General features: G+C 47.4%; 22 protein-coding genes. 13 read left to right on the top strand and 9 right to left on the bottom strand.

What is annotated here, in order from left to right:
* Window positions 1-95 precede the first annotated feature (95 nt).
* Entirely contained in the window at window positions 96-1,736 is a 1,641-nt protein-coding gene (locus GVY42_RS14140) for an L-lactate permease (RefSeq protein WP_074037708.1), read from the bottom strand.
* A gap of 48 nt (window positions 1,737-1,784) precedes the next feature.
* Window positions 1,785-2,597 (bottom strand): recombination regulator RecX, encoded by an 813-nt coding sequence (recX, locus tag GVY42_RS14135; protein ID WP_159563580.1) that lies wholly within the window; start codon window positions 2,595-2,597, stop codon window positions 1,785-1,787.
* A gap of 145 nt (window positions 2,598-2,742) precedes the next feature.
* Between recX and GVY42_RS14130 the strand changes: the two genes are divergently transcribed.
* The 5 genes from GVY42_RS14130 to GVY42_RS14110 all read left to right on the top strand — a co-directional run bounded on the left by GVY42_RS14130 (window position 2,743) and on the right by GVY42_RS14110 (window position 7,808).
* The gene (locus GVY42_RS14130) at window positions 2,743-3,651 is read left to right on the top strand and encodes a TIGR01777 family oxidoreductase (protein ID WP_159563579.1); all 909 of its coding nucleotides are present in this window, start codon (window positions 2,743-2,745) and stop codon (window positions 3,649-3,651) included.
* A 12-nt stretch (window positions 3,652-3,663) separates the two neighbouring features.
* Window positions 3,664-4,818, top strand: a complete 1,155-nt coding sequence (locus tag GVY42_RS14125) for an amidohydrolase (protein WP_159563578.1) — start codon at window positions 3,664-3,666, stop codon at window positions 4,816-4,818.
* 177 nt (window positions 4,819-4,995) lie between these two features.
* Complete coding sequence (locus tag GVY42_RS14120) at window positions 4,996-5,562, top strand: GNAT family N-acetyltransferase (protein WP_159563577.1); 567 nt, start codon at window positions 4,996-4,998, stop codon at window positions 5,560-5,562.
* Between the two features lie 168 nt (window positions 5,563-5,730).
* The gene (locus GVY42_RS14115; protein ID WP_031421107.1) at window positions 5,731-6,420 is read left to right on the top strand and encodes a response regulator transcription factor; all 690 of its coding nucleotides are present in this window, start codon (window positions 5,731-5,733) and stop codon (window positions 6,418-6,420) included.
* Window positions 6,417-7,808 carry a cell wall metabolism sensor histidine kinase WalK gene (locus GVY42_RS14110; protein WP_159563576.1) on the top strand — a complete coding sequence of 464 codons (1,392 nt, stop codon included), beginning with the start codon at window positions 6,417-6,419 and terminating at the stop codon, window positions 7,806-7,808. The genes GVY42_RS14115 and GVY42_RS14110 overlap by 4 nt, the downstream gene beginning before the upstream one ends.
* Before the next feature lie 25 nt (window positions 7,809-7,833).
* Here GVY42_RS14110 and GVY42_RS14105 read toward each other — a convergent pair whose 3' ends face one another.
* Window positions 7,834-8,121: a hypothetical protein gene (locus tag GVY42_RS14105; protein WP_074037713.1), complete on the bottom strand. Its 288-nt coding sequence runs from the start codon at window positions 8,119-8,121 to the stop codon at window positions 7,834-7,836.
* A 117-nt stretch (window positions 8,122-8,238) separates the two neighbouring features.
* On the opposite strand from GVY42_RS14105, the gene GVY42_RS14100 reads away from it, so the two are divergent.
* The gene (locus GVY42_RS14100) at window positions 8,239-8,445 is read left to right on the top strand and encodes a hypothetical protein (RefSeq protein ID WP_015880870.1); all 207 of its coding nucleotides are present in this window, start codon (window positions 8,239-8,241) and stop codon (window positions 8,443-8,445) included.
* A 29-nt stretch (window positions 8,446-8,474) separates the two neighbouring features.
* On the opposite strand, the gene GVY42_RS14095 is transcribed toward GVY42_RS14100, so the two are convergent.
* From GVY42_RS14095 to GVY42_RS14085, 3 genes are read right to left on the bottom strand one after another with little or no spacing between them, the layout of a single operon-like run.
* Entirely contained in the window at window positions 8,475-8,924 is a 450-nt protein-coding gene (locus GVY42_RS14095) for a cytidine deaminase (protein ID WP_159563575.1), read from the bottom strand.
* A 50-nt stretch (window positions 8,925-8,974) separates the two neighbouring features.
* Window positions 8,975-10,351 (bottom strand): 23S rRNA (uracil(1939)-C(5))-methyltransferase RlmD, encoded by a 1,377-nt coding sequence (gene rlmD / locus GVY42_RS14090; RefSeq protein ID WP_159563574.1) that lies wholly within the window; start codon window positions 10,349-10,351, stop codon window positions 8,975-8,977.
* The gene (locus GVY42_RS14085) at window positions 10,348-10,557 is read right to left on the bottom strand and encodes a hypothetical protein (RefSeq protein WP_015880867.1); all 210 of its coding nucleotides are present in this window, start codon (window positions 10,555-10,557) and stop codon (window positions 10,348-10,350) included. The genes rlmD and GVY42_RS14085 overlap by 4 nt, the downstream gene beginning before the upstream one ends.
* 85 nt (window positions 10,558-10,642) lie before the next feature.
* Here GVY42_RS14085 and yfkAB point away from each other — a divergent pair, with 85 nt between their 5' ends.
* From yfkAB to GVY42_RS14070, 3 genes are read left to right on the top strand one after another with little or no spacing between them, the layout of a single operon-like run.
* Window positions 10,643-11,749 carry a radical SAM/CxCxxxxC motif protein YfkAB gene (gene yfkAB / locus GVY42_RS14080; RefSeq protein WP_031421098.1) on the top strand — a complete coding sequence of 369 codons (1,107 nt, stop codon included), beginning with the start codon at window positions 10,643-10,645 and terminating at the stop codon, window positions 11,747-11,749.
* 53 nt (window positions 11,750-11,802) lie between these two features.
* Complete coding sequence (locus GVY42_RS14075; RefSeq protein WP_015880865.1) at window positions 11,803-11,997, top strand: hypothetical protein; 195 nt, start codon at window positions 11,803-11,805, stop codon at window positions 11,995-11,997.
* Between the two features lie 42 nt (window positions 11,998-12,039).
* On the top strand, window positions 12,040-13,182 hold the full coding sequence (locus GVY42_RS14070; RefSeq protein ID WP_159563573.1) for an MFS transporter: 1,143 nt from the start codon (window positions 12,040-12,042) through the stop codon (window positions 13,180-13,182).
* Window positions 13,183-13,221: 39 nt separating this feature from the next.
* Here the strand turns inward: GVY42_RS14070 and GVY42_RS14065 are convergent, their stop codons facing one another.
* Both GVY42_RS14065 and GVY42_RS14060 read right to left on the bottom strand, forming a co-directional pair.
* Complete coding sequence (locus GVY42_RS14065; RefSeq protein WP_015880863.1) at window positions 13,222-13,524, bottom strand: hypothetical protein; 303 nt, start codon at window positions 13,522-13,524, stop codon at window positions 13,222-13,224.
* A gap of 134 nt (window positions 13,525-13,658) precedes the next feature.
* A complete protein-coding gene (locus GVY42_RS14060) occupies window positions 13,659-14,603 on the bottom strand; it encodes a DMT family transporter (protein ID WP_074037719.1) in 945 nt (314 codons plus the stop codon).
* A 201-nt stretch (window positions 14,604-14,804) separates the two neighbouring features.
* Between GVY42_RS14060 and GVY42_RS14055 the strand changes: the two genes are divergently transcribed.
* The 4 genes from GVY42_RS14055 (at window position 14,805) to GVY42_RS14040 (ending at window position 19,277) form a co-directional block, all read left to right on the top strand.
* Complete coding sequence (locus GVY42_RS14055) at window positions 14,805-16,712, top strand: heavy metal translocating P-type ATPase (RefSeq protein WP_159563572.1); 1,908 nt, start codon at window positions 14,805-14,807, stop codon at window positions 16,710-16,712.
* A gap of 115 nt (window positions 16,713-16,827) precedes the next feature.
* The gene (locus tag GVY42_RS14050) at window positions 16,828-17,754 is read left to right on the top strand and encodes a PfkB family carbohydrate kinase (RefSeq protein ID WP_031421089.1); all 927 of its coding nucleotides are present in this window, start codon (window positions 16,828-16,830) and stop codon (window positions 17,752-17,754) included.
* 67 nt (window positions 17,755-17,821) lie between these two features.
* Complete coding sequence (locus GVY42_RS14045) at window positions 17,822-18,259, top strand: NUDIX domain-containing protein (RefSeq protein ID WP_051829356.1); 438 nt, start codon at window positions 17,822-17,824, stop codon at window positions 18,257-18,259.
* A 64-nt stretch (window positions 18,260-18,323) separates the two neighbouring features.
* Window positions 18,324-19,277 (top strand): YihY/virulence factor BrkB family protein, encoded by a 954-nt coding sequence (locus tag GVY42_RS14040; protein ID WP_074037721.1) that lies wholly within the window; start codon window positions 18,324-18,326, stop codon window positions 19,275-19,277.
* Between the two features lie 38 nt (window positions 19,278-19,315).
* On the opposite strand, the gene GVY42_RS14035 is transcribed toward GVY42_RS14040, so the two are convergent.
* Entirely contained in the window at window positions 19,316-19,849 is a 534-nt protein-coding gene (locus GVY42_RS14035; protein ID WP_074037968.1) for a carbonic anhydrase, read from the bottom strand.
* Window positions 19,850-19,860: the final 11 nt, after the last annotated feature.

Genomic DNA, 19,860 nt, shown 5'->3' with positions numbered 1-19,860 from the left:
GCTCCTCTCGTTTCATAGTTTTAAAATCTACTCAAACCTTAGCAGACTGTTCTGAAAATTGTCAACATTATTCTGTAAAAAAACTGTAACTTGATTTAGTTTAAGAAAAACATGCCTAAAATGAGACCAATGACCCCCGTCGCCGTCACGTAATAAATCATCGGCATGAGCGTGTAACGGATGATGGTCCCTTCCTTGCCGAGTAATCCAGCAACCGATGCGACCGCTACGACGTTCAACACACAGATCATGTTTCCTGCGTTCGCTCCCGCCATCTGCATCGATAAAGCGAGCGTGTTATCAAGTCCAACCGACTCCGCAACGTTTGTCGTCAAACTCGAGAACATCATATTGGAAAACGTCGCCGAACCTGAAACGAAGGCACCAAGGGCCCCAATCCACGGTGCGACAAGTGGCCACACCCCACCGAACGTATCAGCAGCTGCCGTCGCAAGCTCGACCGGCATCGAAGCGAGTCCGGCACCGCCATTTTCAGAGTGGATGAATATACGAACCATTGGAACCGACGCCGCTAACGTGATGGCCGTTCCGACGACTCCAAGTGTCGTCGCCTTAAACACCGATGTCACTTGTGACCAACTCATGTTGTGTAAGAAGAATGTCGCAATAATCGTCAGGATAAACATAAAACCTGGTGAATAGAACGGTTCCCAAGACGTCGAAACTCCTTCTACCCCAAGAATGTCCGGGAGATTGATTCGGACACTGCGAGAGAGTTCGTTTAAAAATGGTACGGTACGGGTGAGCACTAAGAAAATCGTCAAAATAAGATAAGGTGCCCACGCCTTCCACTGAGGCAATTCTCGCGTGGTTGATTTGAGCGTCACTTTTTCAGCAGATGGTTCTAGCTCATCCACATATCCATCAAACGTCCAGACGCGTTTCGGCATGAGAATTCCTTTACGAGCCATGGCCACGAGGATGACCAGACCGGTTAAACCACCGAGCATGCCACCGAACTCAAATCCGAGGATGAGTGTCCAAATGTACGCAGGTACGCTGTATAACAACGCCGCCACAATCGCAATCGGAAATACCTCAAGTGCGGGTTTTATCGACTTCTCTTTACTGAAGAACCGCGTCAACATCAAAATCAAAATGAACGGGATGAATAGGCCGACCACCATATCGATCAACACCGTCTGCAAGACGACCTCTGTCAAGAAGGCAATCGATTCAGGTTGGTTCACATCTAAAGATAGACCGTTCCCGATCCCGATGAGTGCAGGTGTCCCGACCGCACCAAATGTCACAGCCGACACGTCTGCAGATAGTGCGATGACAACGGCGGCAATCGGTGGAAACCCGAGTGCGATCAAGAGCGGTGCTGCAACCGTTGCAGGCGTCCCGAATCCAGATGCGCCTTCAATAAATGAAACGAATAACCATCCGACAATCAAAACTTGAATACGCGGGTCAGGTGTGATGTTGACGAATCCGGAACGAATTGCGTTCATCCCGCCCCCTTCTTTCATCGTATTCATCATTCCGATTGCCCCGTAGACAATCCATACTGTCGTGACGGCGATGACGAGTCCTTGTAATGTCGCCGCCATAATTCGTGTCGCATCCAATTGCCAGACGAAGAACGCTAAAATCGCCGTCGTCACAAGTGACAAGGGCATGGCTACCGATGCAGGTAAACGCATAATGACCAATAAGATGAGCACGGCCACAATCGGTGTCAGTGCTGTAATCCATTCTAAAATCGTCAATGTAGACCCACCTTTTCGTGTTTTCCCCTACCGTAAACAGATGTCCCATCACGATTCTTCTTCAGCGATTCGATCTAACGTACGTTCAATCACATCATACGGAAATCCTTTGCGCCGAAGCTGCATCTTCATGCGCTGTTTGCGTTCGAACGCGTCGTATCCGCTGAACTTCCGACTCAACTTCTCAGCCTGTTTCAGACATGCCGCAACCTCGACATCTTCGTCCTCTTCTTCCCAAAAAGTTTGAATCGCCTCTGAAATAATATCAAAGGTAAACCCCCTTTGCATCAGGGTTTGTTGAATTCTTTGTTGCACTTCTGTGGCAGAACGACGATTTGTTTCCAGTTGTTTCCTTTTCACGAACTTTCCAGCCTTCTCGACGAGATCTTCGTGTGAGATTGATTCTAATACGGATTCAACAACGTCCGTTGGGATTCGGAGCTGTTCGAGCTCGCGTTTGATTTTGATTGGTCCACTTGGACTTGTGTTGAATTTCGTTTGGACATACGCTTTTGCGAACTCCTCATCATTCAAATAACGCTGCTCGATTAGTCGCGTGATGGCATGTTTGATAGCAGATTCACTTAACTCTTTCTTCACAAGATAGTCCCTTACCTCTGAAATGGCGCGCATTCGATACGATAAATAATTGATGGCCAACTTATAGGCTTTCTGAGCTTCTTCCGCCTCAAGGACGTCTTGCACAAAATCGTCTTCGAGCTCCATCCCTTTTGTGAGCCCGTACTTGATGAATACGTCAACATCGATGGCGAACGCAAACTCTTCTTTCCCCTCCCGTTCGATGAAGACGTTCAGTCGATCTTGGTTCTTCTTTTGGGTCGTGAACTTTGCAATTTTCACAACGACTCCCCTCCATTCCATGTTTCTAACATATCACGTTCAAGAAACGTAGAGGATTTTTGATAAGTTAGAAGAAAGGGTATTCATCTGGATATACTGACTTATACCCATTTTAGAAACAACACATGATATCGGAGGGAATTTCATGAAAATCGCAATCACTGGTGGAACCGGGCTCATCGGTCAACCACTCGTTCGTGCACTCGCCGACGCCGGACATCAAGTCGTCGTGTTGACGCGTCATCCACGTCCCCGCCATCACGGGGTATCGTTTATCGAATGGTTGACACCGAATAGTAAACCAGAAGAGGAACTCGAAGGAACAGATGCGTTCATTCATTTGGCCGGCGCCTCAATCAACGACGGGCGATGGACACACAAACAGAAACAAGCCATCCTTCAAAGTCGAATCGAAGGGACGAAGGAAGTCGTCCGAATTATTCAACAGTTGAAACAAAAGCCACAGGTCGTCATTAGCGGCTCGGCCATCGGTATATACGGTGAAGATCGTTCCATCACGTATTCCGAAGAAACCCCATTGCCGACACGGACTAATTTCCTCGGGAACGTCTGCGTCCTCTGGGAACAAGAAGCAGAGCCCATTCGTGATTTAGGTGTTCGCCTTGTGACGATGCGCACCGGAGTCGTCTTATCGAATGATGGCGGTGCTTTCCCATTAATGAAACTCCCCTATCAGTTCGGGGTCGGTGGTAAAATTGGATCAGGAGAGCAATGGGTTCCTTGGATTCATTTAGACGACCTCGTCCGCTTGTTCGTGCACGTCATCGAGACTGATTCCATTGAAGGACCCGTCAACGGCACTGCACCTACACCGGTGACGATGAATGAGTTCGGGAAGACGATTGCGAACGTGATGCATCGTCCTCACTGGATTCCGGCACCTGCCCCAATGATGCAACTCGCCCTCGGCGAAAAGAGCGCCATCGTCCTAGAAGGAGCGAAAGTCGTTCCGACGAAGGCACTTCAACATGGTTTCGACTTCCGCTATGAAACATTGGAACCGGCTCTAACACAACTACTACAAGATGTTTAAGGAGAATGAATTGTGAGTCACTTACTAATTCGAAATGCCCATATTTACCCCATCACTGCCCCCCATTTTTACGGAGACCTCCGTGTTCGGGACGGGAAAATCGTCGAAATGTCCGATTTACTTGAACCGACTGACGGGGAGCATGTCATTGAAGCCGAAGGAAACTTTTTATTCCCGGGCTTCATCGATGCTCACACCCACCTCGGATTATATGATGAAGGAACCGGCTCTGTCGGAAACGACGCCAATGAGACGGTCGAAGCGATGACGCCTCATGCACGTGCAATTGACGGGGTATACCCGCTTGACGAAGGATTTCAAGAAGCGCTGATGGCAGGCGTAACCGCCGTTCAGGTCATGCCAGGAAGTATGAACGTCATCGGTGGTGTGACCAGTGTCATCAAAACACACGGTCGCTATATTGACGACATGATCGTCCGTCGTTATGCCGGATTGAAGATGGCACTCGGCGAAAACCCGAAACGGATTCATAGTATGGGGAAAACCGGTGATTTGACGCGGATGGGGATTATGGGGTTGCTTCGTGAAGCGTTCCGTACCGTCGGGTCGACCAAAACGATCGGAACGTTCGGCAGTCAGATGATTCAACTTGCCCTCGACCGAGAGATGCCGATTCGTGTGCATGCCCACCGCGCCGATGACATTTTATCTGTCGTTCGCTTTGCCCAAGAGTTCAATCTCGACTATCGTATCGAACATTGTACAGAAGGTCATCTTGTCGTTGAAAAACTACAAGAACTCGGTGTGAAACATGTCACCGTCGGACCGACGTTTACTCGAAAATCTAAAATCGAGCTCCAGAACAAGACATGGGAGACGTATCGCATTCTCCATGAGCATGGTATGATCGTCTCCATCACGACCGACCATCCGTACACGCCGGTCCAATATTTGAACTTGTGCGCCGGACTTGCGGCACGTGAAGGACTTCCTGTCGATATCGCGTTGCGAGGGATCACCATCAATCCAGCTGAATCACTAGGTGTCGCTGACCGAATCGGATCTCTTGAAGTAGGAAAAGATGCCGATTTGGTGCTTTGGAGTCACTTCCCGCTCGACTACTTATCGAAGCCGATTATGACGATTGTGAACGGTGAAGTCGTGTACAAAACGGACCGTGCTGAAACCCATCATGAGGTCGAGTAATTTTCATTATTTTTCATAAGGGTTTTTACGCATAATTTACTTGCTTTTTTAAAAATACTATATAAAATTATCTTGTAACTTCATAAAGCAGCCAAGGCGGTTCGAACAGCGAAGCCAGAAGTATGCTTTCGTTACGACTATTCTTCAGCGGTCTGAAATAGGAGGAGGAATGTAAAGGTGCTCAAATTTCGTGAGCTCACCGACTGCGCGGAGTTGTTCGAACTGATGCAACACCCAGATGTCTTTCCGTATGTCCGTCAAAAGACGGTCCATTTTGACGAGTTTTTATTTAGCACGAAGCAAGTCATCGAGCTAGAAGAGCAAGGAAATATCATCTCACGTACCATCACGAACGAGTATGGCACCCCGATTGGGACGATTAGCTTGTTCGATGTCGAATCCGGATATGGATTCCTTGGCACGTGGCTTGGCAAGCCGTATCACGGCAAAGGTTATAATCAAGTGGCGAAAGAGGCGTTCTTCTCAGAACTGTTCTTCGATCTTGATATTGAAAGTGTGTTCTTAAAAATCCGTAAATCGAATGAACGATCGATTGCTGCAGCAGAGAAGCTTCCGTACGCGTTTTGCGCGAACGAGATTCGTTCCGAACTGCTTGCGGAGATCAACCAAGGTGACGTGGAGTATGTTTTATATGAAGTATCCAAGTCGAGCTTCCAACTATACTTGCATGCCCTACACGTCCCGGAATACGAAGTGCCATACGAGGCACAACTCGAAGCATGAGCCAATTCTGTCAAAGAATTGGCTTTTTTGTGGCGTTTTTGTGTGGATTTGATGGAGGGAACTTGTCGGAGCCGAATAAATCTGTTCTAATTCGAAGAGATAGGTATGATAGAAGTATGAGGGATTTATCACAACTCCCGTTAACCGTTTTGCAAAGGAGAATGGCATATGTCAGAATCAATGTTTCGTATCCTCGTGACCGATGACGAAGAACAAATGCGTGATTTACTTGTATCGAATTTAGAAAAAGAAGGGTATGAGACGGTCACCGCCTCAAACGGCCTAGAAGCAATCGAACGCTTGAAAGAAGAGACGTTCCATCTCGTCTTACTTGACGTGATGATGCCGGAACTCGATGGATTGACGGCTTGCATGCGCATCCGTGAGTTCTCAAACGTCCCCATCATCCTGTTGACGGCACGCTCAGAAGAGCTCGACCGCATTCACGGCCTGAAAATCGGGGCGGACGATTACATCACGAAACCGTTTAGCCCACGCGAGTTACTCGCACGAATCGAAGCGACGCTCCGTCGCACGCACAGCTTCTCAAAAGAACAAGAAGCTACGTTTGATATCGGAGTCCTCTCAATCGATATCGAAGGACGTGCCGTCAGTGTGAAAGGGAAGACCGTCAACTTGACACGAAAAGAGTTTGATTTGCTCTACCTATTCATCACGAACGACGAAAAAGTATTCTCCCGTGAACAATTACTTGATCAGATTTGGGGGACCGAGTATCATGGAAACCTTCGCACGGTGGATACTCACATTAAGACGCTTCGCCTGAAACTCGGCGAGGCGGGCGGTTATATTCAGACAGTCTGGGGAATTGGCTACAAATTCGAGGCAAACGGATGAAACGATACACGATCAGGAAGCGGATTTGGATTACCATCTGGACAGCCAGCCTCTTCTCAGCGTTCGTGTTTCTCATCATGACGTTTTATCTGTACGACAAGTTCTATATTCAAACGCAAGAAGAACTGCTCATCAATCGCGGTGAGAAACTTGTCACCATCTATAAGGCCGACGGTTTCTCGGACGCGTTCGCCGATAGTATGACGTACACGAACGAATTGACCGAAACGAAAGTGTTCCTCTCCTCCGTTCGAGAGGACACACTCGGCTCCGGTAAAACCTTTTTAAGGCAGCAGGACCTCGAACGGTTGCAGGACGGTTATGCCATCTCGGTGACCCGGAAACATCCGACCGAGGACGTCGACATTTTGATGACCGCATTTCCTCTCATCCGCGACGATGAACTCGACAATGCACTCATTTTGTATATGGAGCTCAGTAAAATCAGTGAACCGTTCCAACCGATTCGGCTCATGATCACGTTTTTACTCGTCCTCATGATTGTGAACTTACTCATTTTTGGTAAACAGATCATCGACACGATCATCCAACCACTCATTCAGATGAAGCGTGCCTCTCAAGTCTATGCGCAAGGTGATTTCTCCCACCGCATTCCGATTGTCTACGATGACGAAATTGGTGAACTAGCAGACACGCTCAACTCGATGGCGGAATCGCTCGGACTTGTTGAAGAACAGCGTAAAGAGTTTCTCGCTAACGTCAGTCACGAACTTCGCACGCCACTCTCTTACATCCGCGGTTATACCGAGATGCTCCAAGATGAGTCATTGGATGAAAAAACGAGGGTGCAATATTACGACATCATCGAGAACGAGACGAACCGGCTTCAGCGCCTTGTCACGGACTTACTCGATCTCGCCCAGCTAGAGCGCGATTCGTACCCGATGACGAAAGAACCGGTCGTTTACTCGCAAGTACTTGAAGACGTCCTCTATCGTCTTGAACCGATTGCCCGTGCGAAAGGCGTGACAATCGAATCGGATTTAGACTTCGACTTGATCATCCTCGGTGACCATGACCGACTCGAACAAGTCATCGGCAATCTTCTCGACAACGCGCTCCGATATACGGATGCTGGCAAGACGATTCATGTGAAAACGTTCGCCGAAACCGAATATGCAATTACGGAAATACGTGACGAAGGTCGAGGCATCCCGAAAGAAGATTTAGACAAATTGACGGAACGCTTCTATCGTGTCAATAAATCACGGACACGAAAAGATGGCGGAACCGGCCTCGGTTTGGCCATTGCGAAGCACATTATCGAGCGTCATGAAGGGTCCCTTCATTTCAGCTCTGAAGTCGGACAAGGAACGACTGTCACTGTCGGTCTGCCGCTTCTACCTGACGATGAATTTGATATGTAAATAGGCAGCCGCGATGGCTGCCTTTTCATATGTCTTTCCCTTTATATTGTTCGACCGACTCTCGTTCAAGTCGTTCGCGTTCGGCATGCGTCTGTGGAAAACCGTTCGCCTGCCATTCGGCACGGTGACTTGAATCAAGTTGCGTGAGCCCTTGCTCCGCTTCATCTTGATTCGCATCGACGCTTTCCCGTTCATCCATCTTCTGCCACGTATCTTCTTCCTCACGTTGCGAAAGCAGTGCCGCCACTTTTGGTGCAACGAGCGCCGCACCGGCAACACCTAAGACAATCCCCATCAACACTTTCCGATCCATCCTAACCCCTCCTTCACTATGCACTCTTCATTCCACCATTTTATAATCTCAAAACCATTATCGAAAACGTTTACAACATTTCTACGAGTGGAATGGCTAATGGAAGGAGGCGATTGGATGGAAAAGAAACGACCCACTTCGAAACGTCCGTTTGATAATCCGGACGCGGTAGACACGGACAAAGAAAGCATCTTTGACGAAGACGGCATGCAAACCGTCGACCCGATTCCTGTAGAGGAATTGAACGAACGAGTGAAGGATGAAAAGAATAAACGTCACTCCAAAGATGACTCAGTGAGTGAAAAGAAATATAAAGACAAATAAACAAGCTGCGGACAAACGTCCGCAGCTTGTTATGTTAAATCTTTTGGTGAAAATCCGTAAGGCAACATCTCTTCTTTCGTCATCACTTTCGTATCACCGTTCAAGTTTGCAAGAATCAACGTGAAATCTTCGCCAGCGAATTCAGCAATCACTTGGCGGCACGCACCGCATGGTGAAATCGGGCCTTCCGTGTCACCGACGACGACGACCGTTTCAATCGCGTCACTACCTTCTGACACGGCTTTAAAAATGGCTGTGCGTTCGGCACACATTGACAATCCGTACGAGGCGTTTTCCACGTTACATCCTGTAATTTCGTTTCCTGATGTATCGATGACGACAGCTCCTACTTTAAACTTTGAATACGGTGTATAGGCGCGTTTGCGCGCTTCGATGGCTTTATGGACGAGTTCTTGTACGCGTTCTTGTGAGATCATAGGATGTTCCTCCACTTCTATATTTGAAAAGAAGTCTGACATCTGAACTATATCGTGAAAACGCTTACGTGACAAGCCTTTTCACGGTCTCGTCAATATTTTTTCTTTTTCTTTTTCTCGAATACGACGACCGACTCGACATGAGATGTCTGTGGGAACATATCATACGGCTGTACGTAATTCACTTTGTATCCCGCTTTCATCAACTGGTCGGCGTCACGTGCGAGCGTCTGCGGGTTACATGACACGTAAACGATTCGCTTCGTTTTAGAAGAGATGATGGAATTGATCAATTGATGGTCCATCCCTGTGCGTGGCGGGTCGACTACGATGACGTCTGGGATCCATCCATCTTTTACCCAACGTGGAATCCAATGCTCGGCACGCCCTTCGACGTATGTGACATGGTTATAGCCATTTTCACGCATATGGTCATTGGCATCTTCGACCGCTTCCGGCACGACTTCCATTCCACGGATTTCTTTCGCATATGGGGCTAACCAAAGTCCGATCGACCCTACTCCTGCATACGCATCGATCACACGTTCTTCACCTGTCAATCCTGCGGCCTCGACCACTTCACGGTACATTTTTTCTGTCTGTGCCGGATTCAACTGGAAGAATGCGCGTGGTGATAAGTGATAATGAACGTCGTCTAATTGTTCATCCATTTTCTCCTGACCGGCGATGTGAACTGTCCGATAACCGAAAATAACACCCGAACGGTTTGCATTGATATTGATATGGAACGACACAACATTCGGCAATTCCATGATGCGGTCGCTCAATTCATCTAAATCAGGGACATCTTCATGTCCGACGACCAAAACGACTTGAACATCGTTCGTGTTATAACCCGAACGGACGACGATTGTACGCGCGTACCCCGTGTCGCGACGTGCATCGTAGACGGGAATATCAAGTTCGTTTAAAATACGGACAATCGCATTGTTGATGTTCGTCGTATCCCGTTGTTGGACCATACAGTGCTCGATCGGCACGAGATGGTTCGAGTTCGGTTTGTAGAGACCCGATACGACCTCACCGCGACGCGTGCCGAGTGGGAATTGTGACTTGTTCCGGTAATACCATGGATCTTCCATTCCGATTGTTGGACGGATATCCGATTTGTCCACGTTTAGTTTCGTCTTTTGACGGAAGGCGTTTCGAACGATTTCTTCCTTATACTCCATCTGCAGACGTGAACTCATATGTTGGATTTGGCAGCCCCCGCACTCATCGTAAATCGGACAAGGTGCTTTGACGCGGTCTTTCGAGTCGTTATCTCGTTTGACGACACGCGCTTCCGCATAGTTTTTTTCCACACGCGTGATTTCGACTTTGGCTCGTTCTCCCGGCAATAAGTTCGGAATGAAGATGACCATGCGATTAAGTGTCGCAATGCCTTCTCCATTAATGCCAAGTCGTTCGACCGTGACATCTTTAAAATCTCCTGTAATTAATTTCAATCTGATTCATCCTTTCGAGACGATTGTTCTAGGTCTTTGGCGTAACGCACTACTTTAGCGCGCAACGAATCAATGTCGGCTAACAGGCGATGTAAATCTTCAGGTGTCGTATGCTCGTCTAGCGTATTGACCGATAGACAGAGTAATTCCGTTCTCGATTTTAGGACGTTCATCTTTCCGGCAGTATCTGTTCGTGATTTACCCATCTTGTAATCGCTCCTTTGGTTCGTGACAAAGAGTTGCTATTATAGCATACTATTTCGTGTAACTTGATGAAAAGGTGGAATCCACATGCAAAACATCTCCCCAACTTTCGACCCTTGGGAAGCCTATCTCGACCAAGTCGAACACGGTCGACTCGTCTTATCCAATGTCGAAGTCACTACAACGAAGCTGTGTAACATGCGCTGCGAACATTGTGCGGTCGGTTATATGCTAGACCAAACAGAAGAACCAGAAGTTCCGCTCGACCTGTTGATTCAACGACTGGATGAGATCGAACATTTGCGTGCCTTCTCCATCACAGGCGGTGAACCGATGCTGTCTATGAAATCGGTCCGCAACTATGTCGTTCCATTGTTACGTTATGCGAAAGAACGTGGTGCGCGTACGCAAATCAACTCGAACTTGACGCTACCGTTATCTCGCTATCATCTTATTACCCCTTACTTGGACGTTTTGCACATTTCGCATAACTGGGGTACCGATGCCGATTTCCTTGAAGGCGGATTCGCGATGATGGACCGGAAACCAAGTGAAGAGGCACGATTGAAAATGCTCCAGACGATGAAAGACAACGCACGTGCTCTCACATCTGAAGGAATCATTGTGTCCGCGGAGACGATGATCAACAAACGAACGATTCCGCACTTGAAAGAGATCCATGAAGAAATCGTATCGCTCGGTTGCCAAAGGCATGAGGTGCACCCAATGTACCCCGCAGACTTCGCTAGCGCCCTCGAATCAGCATCGCTCGCTGATACGCGACAAGCCATCCATGACTTACTCGATGTCCGTGACGAGAACGTATGGATGTTGTTCGGGACGTTACCATTCTATGCATGTTCTGACCTACCTGAAGACCGTGCTCTGTTGAAGCGACTTCATGAAACAAAAAACGTGACCGTTCGAAACGACCCAGATGGCCGTTCCCGTCTCAACACGAATATCTTTGACGGACAGATCATCGTGACCGATTTCGGTGATGAACTCGGTTCACTCGGCACCGTCTATGACACACCATTCCAAGAGGCGTATGATAAGTGGACGAACAGCCAATTGAACGCTACACTCTCTTGTCACTGCCCTGCCGTGAAGTGTCTCGGGCCGAACGCACTCGTTAAACAAGCCTATTATCCGACGGTCGATTTCCAGTCTCGTAAAGCTACATCGTTTTAAATATTTCAATTCGGGAAATGTTCTGTATATTAAATGAATCGAGGTGCGTGTAGATGACTGCGATTTATATCCTCATGATTACCGTGATGGCCATCATTATTTTTGGCGGAGTACTGAGCATCTTATTGACAGCCGCATTCGTTTCAGACAAAGTAGAGCATGATGAAATGTTTAGTCAAGGCAGTTGGGATGATGAATTGCTGCATTTGAATCACTCTCCACAACCGATTGACGACACGAAAAGCTGAGACCCTTCTCGGCTTTTTACTTTGACTTCATGAGGTGAACCTATGCTCCGTTTTCGTTTTATGATTTTACTATTGATTGTCTTTATTTCCGGTTTGATTCAAGGTGCGCTCATCCCACTCTTATCCACGTTGATTGAACGGGATGGGGCCCCGGCCTGGGTGAACGGACTGAACGCGACGATGCTTTACGTCGGTGTGATCGTCTCTGCGCCTCTCCTGGAGCGATTCGTCCGTAAATATGGATTCCGACCGACCATCGTCCTCGGTATCGTATTGACGGCTGTCGCGACCTTCGCTTTACCGATTTGGCCGTCCTTACTCGTTTGGGCGATGATGCGCTTCTTCATCGGATTCGGCGACTCGGCTCTACACTACGGGTCACAAGTATGGGTGACCTCAGCAAGTGAAAAGCGCAGTCTCGGTCGAGCGATGGCGTATTATGGAATGTCTTTCAGTCTCGGTTTTGCCATCGGTCCATTGATCGCACCACTCGTCGACCTATGGTTTTGGTTACCGTTCCTCATTATCGTCTTCTTCTGTCTCGCTTCGTTGATGCTCGTCTTTAAAGTCGAGAACGAGTTTCCGGAGGTCGAAAAAGTGAAGACCGACTCGAAAGGACGAATTCGCCTGATTCTTGTCGGTGCGGGATACACGCTTCTCCCTGCCTTTACATATGGGTTTCTCGAAGCGAGCTTAAATGCCAACTTTCCCATTTTTACGTCTCGGAATGGGATGAGTTTGACGGAAACGAGCACACTCATCACGACGTTCATCGTCATGTCGATTGTCGTTCAGCTTCCTCTTGGTCGCCTCGCAGACTTGTACGGTAAGAAGCGGATCTTACAAATCGTGCTGACGTTTGGTACACTCGTATTCACTTTGGCGAATCTTGTTGTCGATTCCTATATCGGTCTACTCTTCCTATTCGCACTTGCCGGCGCCGGGCTAGGATCGACTTATTCACTCGGTTTGGCGCACATGACAGAGGTGCTTCCCCGTTCGTTACTGCCGACGGGAAACATGCTCTACAGTATTTCATTCAGCATCGGTTCGATATCAGGTCCGATGATTGGTGCCTTCTGGTTGTCTTTACCGAAAGAGATCTATTTCTTTATGTATGCCGTCATTCTCGGTATTCTGGCGCTACGACTCTTCACGTCGACCGCTAAACCAATCGACTTATAAACAGAGGCAGATGGTTCCCATGAACCACCTGCCTCTGTTTTATTCCACTACTCGTTCCAATTCATCGTCGTTTAACTGTAAAGCTCGGATGAACACTTCATCTAGCGCGAATGGTTCAGTGTCTAGCGAAGCGAGTACATCGGATTTTAGCGTCACTTCTACGACACGGTCATCGAACTGCCATCTCGTCTGAATATCGTCACCTTGTCTCGTGGCGCGGGTCGCCACTGGACCGTGACGTTCTTTTAAACTTTGACTCACGCACTTCATCACGTACTTGACGTACTCATCTTTCGGCTGACGTGAGATGAGAATGTTTCGAACGATTCGATTTCTAGTCATTGTTTCTTCCTCCTCCCTTTGAATGATTGCGCACGCAAGTCTTTACAAACGAAGACCGATTTTCGAACTTTAAAATTCAGAATTTTTAATATATTTTGTCATGGGATTTCAATTCCGTCAACTCTGTCTCTTTTTCAAATGACATCCGTTTGTTTTTTCGTACGGCGACCTTGAAAATACGTAGATAAATAAATGCCAACAATAACGAATCCGAGTCCGACCACCGCATTCCACGGAATCGTTTCACCGAGTAAAATCCCTGACAACATGACTCCAAATAAGGGAACTAAGAAGATATAGAGTGAAATTCGACTGACCGGATTGTATTTCATTAACGTGTTCCACAATGTAAATCCGATCGCTGACAACATCGCCAAGTAAAACAGGAACGCAATCGTCTGTGCGGTGTACGGCATGGAAACACCATTCGGGTCTAATAGATAGCCGATCAGCAGTAACCCAACTGAACCGATCACCATCGCCCAAGCCGTCATCGGGGCAACATCATACGTCTTCGAGTAGTCCTTCGCTATCAAGTTCCCGAATGCTCCGGATACCATCGCCAAGATGAGTAAAATCTCTCCTAAGCCAAAACCAACTTCAGATCCGGTCGCCGGCCAGTTTGCGATGACAATTCCGGAAAAACCAAACGTCAAAGCAAACCCCTTCAATCGATTCAATTTATCGTCTTCATATCGGAAATGAGCGAGAGCCATTTGGAAAAACGAAGTAGAACCAGCAATGATCGATCCCTGGACCCCGGTCGAAATGGAAAGTCCGATATAGAAGAACAAATATTGTAGAAACGTCAAAAATGAACCGAGATGCGCATACGCTTTAACCTTTTCACGTGTCAATCGAACAGACCGTTTCAATACGGTCTGACTGATGATGAGCAATAGAATCCCTGCGAGTAAAAAACGCTCGCCAGCGAACAATAGTTGTTGCCCATACTCGTTCGATTGAATATCAAGCTTCTCATAACTCAACTTGATGAATGGGAACGCACTCCCCCATAACAACGTATTGAAAATCGCCAATAACGCCACCGTCCAAGGGCGTTCAAATATATTTTGCATGACACAAAAACTCCTTAATCTTTTTATTTGTGAGTCACTGATAAGCGTGATAAGATAAACCTAGATAATAATCATTATAAATAAAGGATTCAGATTAAACTTCTATAAATTCTTTATTTCAAGCCAATTGAAGATGATAATCATCATCAGTCATTATCATTTAATCGAGATTTATTCTCAATTAGAAAGAAGGGATTATCGATGAACGTCCAATCGGTTACGCACGAAAAAAGCCACGTTTTCAAACGGGCTAGCTGGTACGAACATATTGAATTGATCATGGCGCTCATTAGCGGTGTATTGATTGTACTCGCTTATATCGCCGAAACACAAGGCGGAGCGCCTTGGATTCATGTCACACTTTACTTATCCGCCTTCTTCATCGGAGGATACGCAAAAGCGAAAGAAGGGATTTCGGACACGATTGAGACGAAATCGCTGAATGTAGAGCTTCTCATGATTATCGCCGCCATCGGTGCCGCTTCGATTGGGTACTGGATGGAAGGGGCAATCCTCATCTTCATCTTTGCTTTATCCGGGGCACTCGAGACGTATACGATGAACAAAAATGAACGTGCCCTCGAATCGTTAATGGAATTACAGCCGGAACAGGCGACTCGTCTAACAGACACTGATGAACTCGAGGTTGTTCATATCGACGACCTTCGTGTCGGAGATCGGATTTATGTCCGTCCTGGTGAACGCATTCCGGTCGATGGAAAAATTGTAAAAGGCAATGCTTCCGTAGAAGAAGCCGCTATCACAGGCGAATCCGTCCCTGTCGATCGTCAAGTCGGTGATGACGTGTTCGGATCGAGCGTCAACTTGAACGGAGTATTGACGATCGAAGTGACAAAACTTGCGACTGAAACGCTGTTCCAAAAGATCATTCAAATGGTCCAACAAGCACAAGAAGAGAAATCACCGTCTGCACAGTTCATCGATCGATATGAAGGACGTTATGTTCAAATCGTGCTCTTCTCTGTTGCGGCCATCATCATTCTCGGACCGTTCGTCACGTCGTGGTCTCTTGAAACGAGCATCTATCGCGGCATGATCCTTCTCGTTGTCGCCTCCCCTTGCGCACTCGTCGCTGCCATTACACCGGCCGCGCTGGCTGCCATCGCCTCTTCTGCAAAACACGGGATTCTCTTTAAAGGTGGTGCTCATATCGAGAATATGGGACGTCTAAAAGCGATTGCTTTTGACAAGACCGGGACACTCACAATTGGGAAACCGATTGTGCAAGAAGCGCTCATCTCACCTTCATTAGAAGAAGAGGACGTCAACCGAATTGTCAGTTTGATCGAAGAGCATTCGATGCATCCACTTGCTGAAGCGCTCGTTTCCTACACCGGAAAACATACCGGGGAAATGACACACTTCAAAGACATCACAGGCTCCGGAATTGAAGCAACGATTGACGGGACGACGTATCGGGTCGGAAAACAGAAGTTCGCTGACCGAAGCGGTGATTTCTTTAAAAATGATGTCGAACGATTGAAAGAGGCCGGTCATACACTCGTCTTCATCAGTGACGAGACACGTACAATCGGTGCTTACGCCTTACGTGACACGCTACGACCCGAGGCAAAGGTAGCAATCAAGCGACTGAACGACTTAGGGATTGCGACCATCATGATTACCGGAGACAACGAGGCAACCGCTCGCGCTATTGCGAACGAAGCTGGATTGACACGCTATATCGCCGAATGCTTGCCTGAAGAGAAGGTTTCGCAAATCAAGATGTTACGAGAGGAATATGGAACAATCGGGATGATCGGCGACGGAATCAACGATGCGCCTGCCCTTGCGACAGCCGACGTCGGGATTGCCATGGGCGAAGGAACGGATGCCGCACTAGAAACGGCAGATGTCGTCTTAATGAAAAACGACCTCGTCCGATTGAGTGACGCCATTCGTCAATCGCGCAAATTAAATCGAATCGTCTTACAGAACGTCGTTTTTGCACTCGGTGTGATCCTCGTTCTGATCGCAACGAACATCTTTGAGTTACTCATCATGCCGTTCGCGGTCGTCGGACATGAAGGTTCCACTATTTTGGTTATTTTGAACGGTCTTCGACTCCTCACGTCATCATGGGAGTGATCTATTCGACAAAATGGAATCGATGATTGAAACAATATGTCGATTTCGTTATAATTGAAACAATGTGTCTACAGACTGAAACTGATCGAAAGATTGACTAAAGGTGGTACAAGATATGAATACGATTGCAGTCATCGGCAAGGTTTTTGTCGATATTAAAGGGACTTCCTTCGCACCGCTCCACAAAGATGCGAAAAATGTCGGCGACATCACTTTCTCCAATGGCGGAACAGGTCGAAACGTTGCTCAAAACTTAGGTGTGCTCGGCAACGATGTCCGCTTCGTCTCGACCGTCACGAACGACCAAATCGGTGTCGGTGTCCTCGAAGAATTACGTTGCTTGAATGTAAACGTCGATGGGGTCGACATGCTTGACGATAATGGTATGGGAATGTGGCTCGCTGTAATGGACAACAACGGCGATCTTCAAACATCTATTTCGAAACAACCAGACGAAGCCCGTATGGAAGAAGCGATTTTACGTCAAATCGATACGGTCTTCGAAGAGAGCGACGCGGTCGCCATCGATTTAGACTTATCGGTCAACGTCTTGAACGAGACGATTGAACTATGTCGTGAAATGGATTTACCGCTTTATGGTGTCTGTGGCCATCTATCCGTCATCGAACGAAACCGTCATTTGCTTCAAGGATTCACAGGATTCATCTGCAGTCGTGAGGAAGCGGAAATTTTGTCCGACATGTCAATCGTCACAGTGGACGATGCCCTTCGCGTCGCGGAAGTACTCGCCATGAAAGGTGCCCCCCTCACAATCGTCACGATGAGTGAGCTTGGCGCTGTATATGTCGATCTTCGTACGAACGAACAAGGTCACGTCCCGACGACAAAAGTGAAAGTCGCCGACTCAACAGGGGCGGGTGATTCATTCTTCTCCGCTGTCATCTCGGAGCTCATGAAACAACATTCGATTGAAGAGGCGCTTCGATTGGGCATGCGCGTCGCAGGAAAAGTCATCGCCTCTCACGAGAACGGATTGACGCAAGAGATGTACACATCATTAGAACAACCTACGCAAGAATAAATAGAACGCATCGGCGAATCGTCGGTGCGTTTTGTGCAAAATTACAGGAACGAAAGGAACGATCTCAGTGGTTCGAACGAAATTAAGAAGCGCGATTATTTTAATGAATGATCAAGATGAAGTGGCTTTGATCCGTCGCGAGAAAGAAAACGTCCTCTATTATGTTTTTCCAGGTGGCGGAGTCGAATATGGGCATACAACAGAAGAAACAGCCGTACGTGAAGCATTTGAAGAACTCGGTGTTCACGTAGAACTAGAAGGAGTCGCTGCCCATGTTGCGTTTAATAATGAGTTAAATCCTTATTATTGGGCGAAGATGACAGGTGGTGAATTCGGAACCGGGACAGGTGAAGAGTTCCAAGAAGAACAGACTAACGGATCGTATACACCGATGTGGATCAAACGGTCTGCACTCCCTCATCTCCCCGTTCGTCCACCTTCACTTGCTGAAAAACTCGCCTCACATGAGGAACGCTTTTATGATTTGACCTTATCGGAGGAGTAATCAGGTGTACACCCTGCCGAAATCGGGAAACGTTTTTTAACGATTGAGTCAGGAGGGTTTTATAATGGCAATGACAGAAGTGAAGGAAAAAAAGAATTGGCTTTCATTTGGGAAAGAGTTATTTCGACGATTTCAAGAGCATGATGTACAAGACTACGGGGCTACCCTCGCATTCTTTTGGTTTTTATCCATTTTTCCTGGAATCATCTTTATTTTGGCGCTCTTGTCCTTTTTCGATGTCTCACAAGATTCGTTTCAGAATCAATTGAACGATTTGGCACCCGGGTCCGCAGCTTCCGGGTTTTTAACGGGAATTTTCGAAGCAATCGGCGAACCGCGAGGCGGTCTTTTATCGCTCGGTGCGATTTTGGCGATTTGGTCCGCCGCAAAAGGGGTCGACCGTCTCATCACGACCTCCCTTCATGCTTATGGTGAAGACAATGAACGTAACTTTTTTGTGAAAAAAGGGTTGGCACTCGGATTGACGATTCTCCTTGGAATCGGGATGCTACTGCTGATTCTTTCGAACGTATTTGGTTCTCAAATCATTTCGTTCGTCACTGAGTATTTACCCGTCAATATCACCGGAGCCGAAGAAATGATGATCAACGTGTTTCGATACGTTCTTACGACGGTTGTCCTCATTTTAACGCTCTCGATTTTTTATAAAGTATCTCCACAACAGCACGTCTTTTGGAAAAGTACCATCCCCGGTGCCATCTTCGGTGTCATCGGTTGGCAAGTCGTCTCATTTGGTTTCAGCCTATACGTTTCAAACTTCGGGAGTTACGACTCGACTTACGGTTCACTCGGAGGAATCATCGTCACGTTGCTCTGGTTACAATTAACCGGGATGATTATTTTAATCGGATCTGAAATCAACGCGACATGGATGCGCTTCTTCAAGACACCGAGTGAACAGGAATACGAACGCGACTTCAAAAAGAACAAAAAGAAAGCGAAACAAAAGCAAGAGGAAGATAACTTTGACGACATCCCGACGAACACGTACGGATAATTCAAAAGGAGCACGTTCAAGCTGAACGCGCTCCTTTCTTATGCTTCAATCGGATCAAGACGTCCCGTCGCCGGGTCAATCACGAATCCGTGTACATTCGTTCCTGGTGGTAACAGTGGATGGTTATTAATCAGGTTAACAGAATGAACGACGTTCTCTTCAACTGAATCAAAGCCATGTAGCCACTGCTCCAAATCCATTCCTGAAGACTTTAGCGTCTTCAACGTTTGCGGGTCGATTCCACGACGCTCCATCTCTTCGATGACGACAGTCGGTTCAATCGCCGCCATCCCACAATCGTAATGTCCGACAACGACAACTTCTTCTGCTCCTAGCGCATAGAGTGCGACCAAAATCGATCGCATGGCCGAACCGAATGGATGCGACAAGACCGCACCCGCATTTTTAATGATTTTAGCGTCTCCGTTCTTAAGTCCTAGCGCTTGAGGTAATAGTTCCGTCAAACGTGTATCCATACACGTCAAAATGACGATTTTTTTATCCGGGAATTTATCAGATACGAACGGTTCGTACTGTTTTTCCTCTACGAAACGTTTATTGAATTCAAGCATTTCTTTTACGA

The organism is Exiguobacterium sp. 8A (assembly GCF_902506275.1).
Classification (GTDB): domain Bacteria; phylum Bacillota; class Bacilli; order Exiguobacteriales; family Exiguobacteriaceae; genus Exiguobacterium; species Exiguobacterium profundum.
This window is presented reverse-complemented; position numbering and strand designations above follow the sequence as displayed.

Bases quoted from the DNA above. Each gene is read 5' to 3' on its own strand.
- GVY42_RS14095 (WP_159563575.1), bottom strand. From the start codon at position 8,924: ATGTCAGACTTCTTTTCAAATATAGAAGTGGAGGAACATCCTATGATC.
- GVY42_RS14130 (WP_159563579.1), top strand. From the start codon at position 2,743: ATGAAAATCGCAATCACTGGTGGAACCGGGCTCATCGGTCAACCACTC.
- GVY42_RS14100 (WP_015880870.1), top strand. From the start codon at position 8,239: ATGGAAAAGAAACGACCCACTTCGAAACGTCCGTTTGATAATCCGGAC.
- GVY42_RS14110 (WP_159563576.1), top strand. From the start codon at position 6,417: ATGAAACGATACACGATCAGGAAGCGGATTTGGATTACCATCTGGACA.
- GVY42_RS14055 (WP_159563572.1), top strand. From the start codon at position 14,805: ATGAACGTCCAATCGGTTACGCACGAAAAAAGCCACGTTTTCAAACGG.
- GVY42_RS14105 (WP_074037713.1), bottom strand. From the start codon at position 8,121: ATGGATCGGAAAGTGTTGATGGGGATTGTCTTAGGTGTTGCCGGTGCG.
- GVY42_RS14065 (WP_015880863.1), bottom strand. From the start codon at position 13,524: ATGACTAGAAATCGAATCGTTCGAAACATTCTCATCTCACGTCAGCCG.
- GVY42_RS14050 (WP_031421089.1), top strand. From the start codon at position 16,828: ATGAATACGATTGCAGTCATCGGCAAGGTTTTTGTCGATATTAAAGGG.
- GVY42_RS14085 (WP_015880867.1), bottom strand. From the start codon at position 10,557: ATGGGTAAATCACGAACAGATACTGCCGGAAAGATGAACGTCCTAAAA.
- GVY42_RS14115 (WP_031421107.1), top strand. From the start codon at position 5,731: ATGTCAGAATCAATGTTTCGTATCCTCGTGACCGATGACGAAGAACAA.
- yfkAB (WP_031421098.1), top strand. From the start codon at position 10,643: ATGCAAAACATCTCCCCAACTTTCGACCCTTGGGAAGCCTATCTCGAC.
- GVY42_RS14075 (WP_015880865.1), top strand. From the start codon at position 11,803: ATGACTGCGATTTATATCCTCATGATTACCGTGATGGCCATCATTATT.
- GVY42_RS14070 (WP_159563573.1), top strand. From the start codon at position 12,040: ATGCTCCGTTTTCGTTTTATGATTTTACTATTGATTGTCTTTATTTCC.
- GVY42_RS14035 (WP_074037968.1), bottom strand. From the start codon at position 19,849: ATGCTTGAATTCAATAAACGTTTCGTAGAGGAAAAACAGTACGAACCG.
- GVY42_RS14060 (WP_074037719.1), bottom strand. From the start codon at position 14,603: ATGCAAAATATATTTGAACGCCCTTGGACGGTGGCGTTATTGGCGATT.
- GVY42_RS14040 (WP_074037721.1), top strand. From the start codon at position 18,324: ATGGCAATGACAGAAGTGAAGGAAAAAAAGAATTGGCTTTCATTTGGG.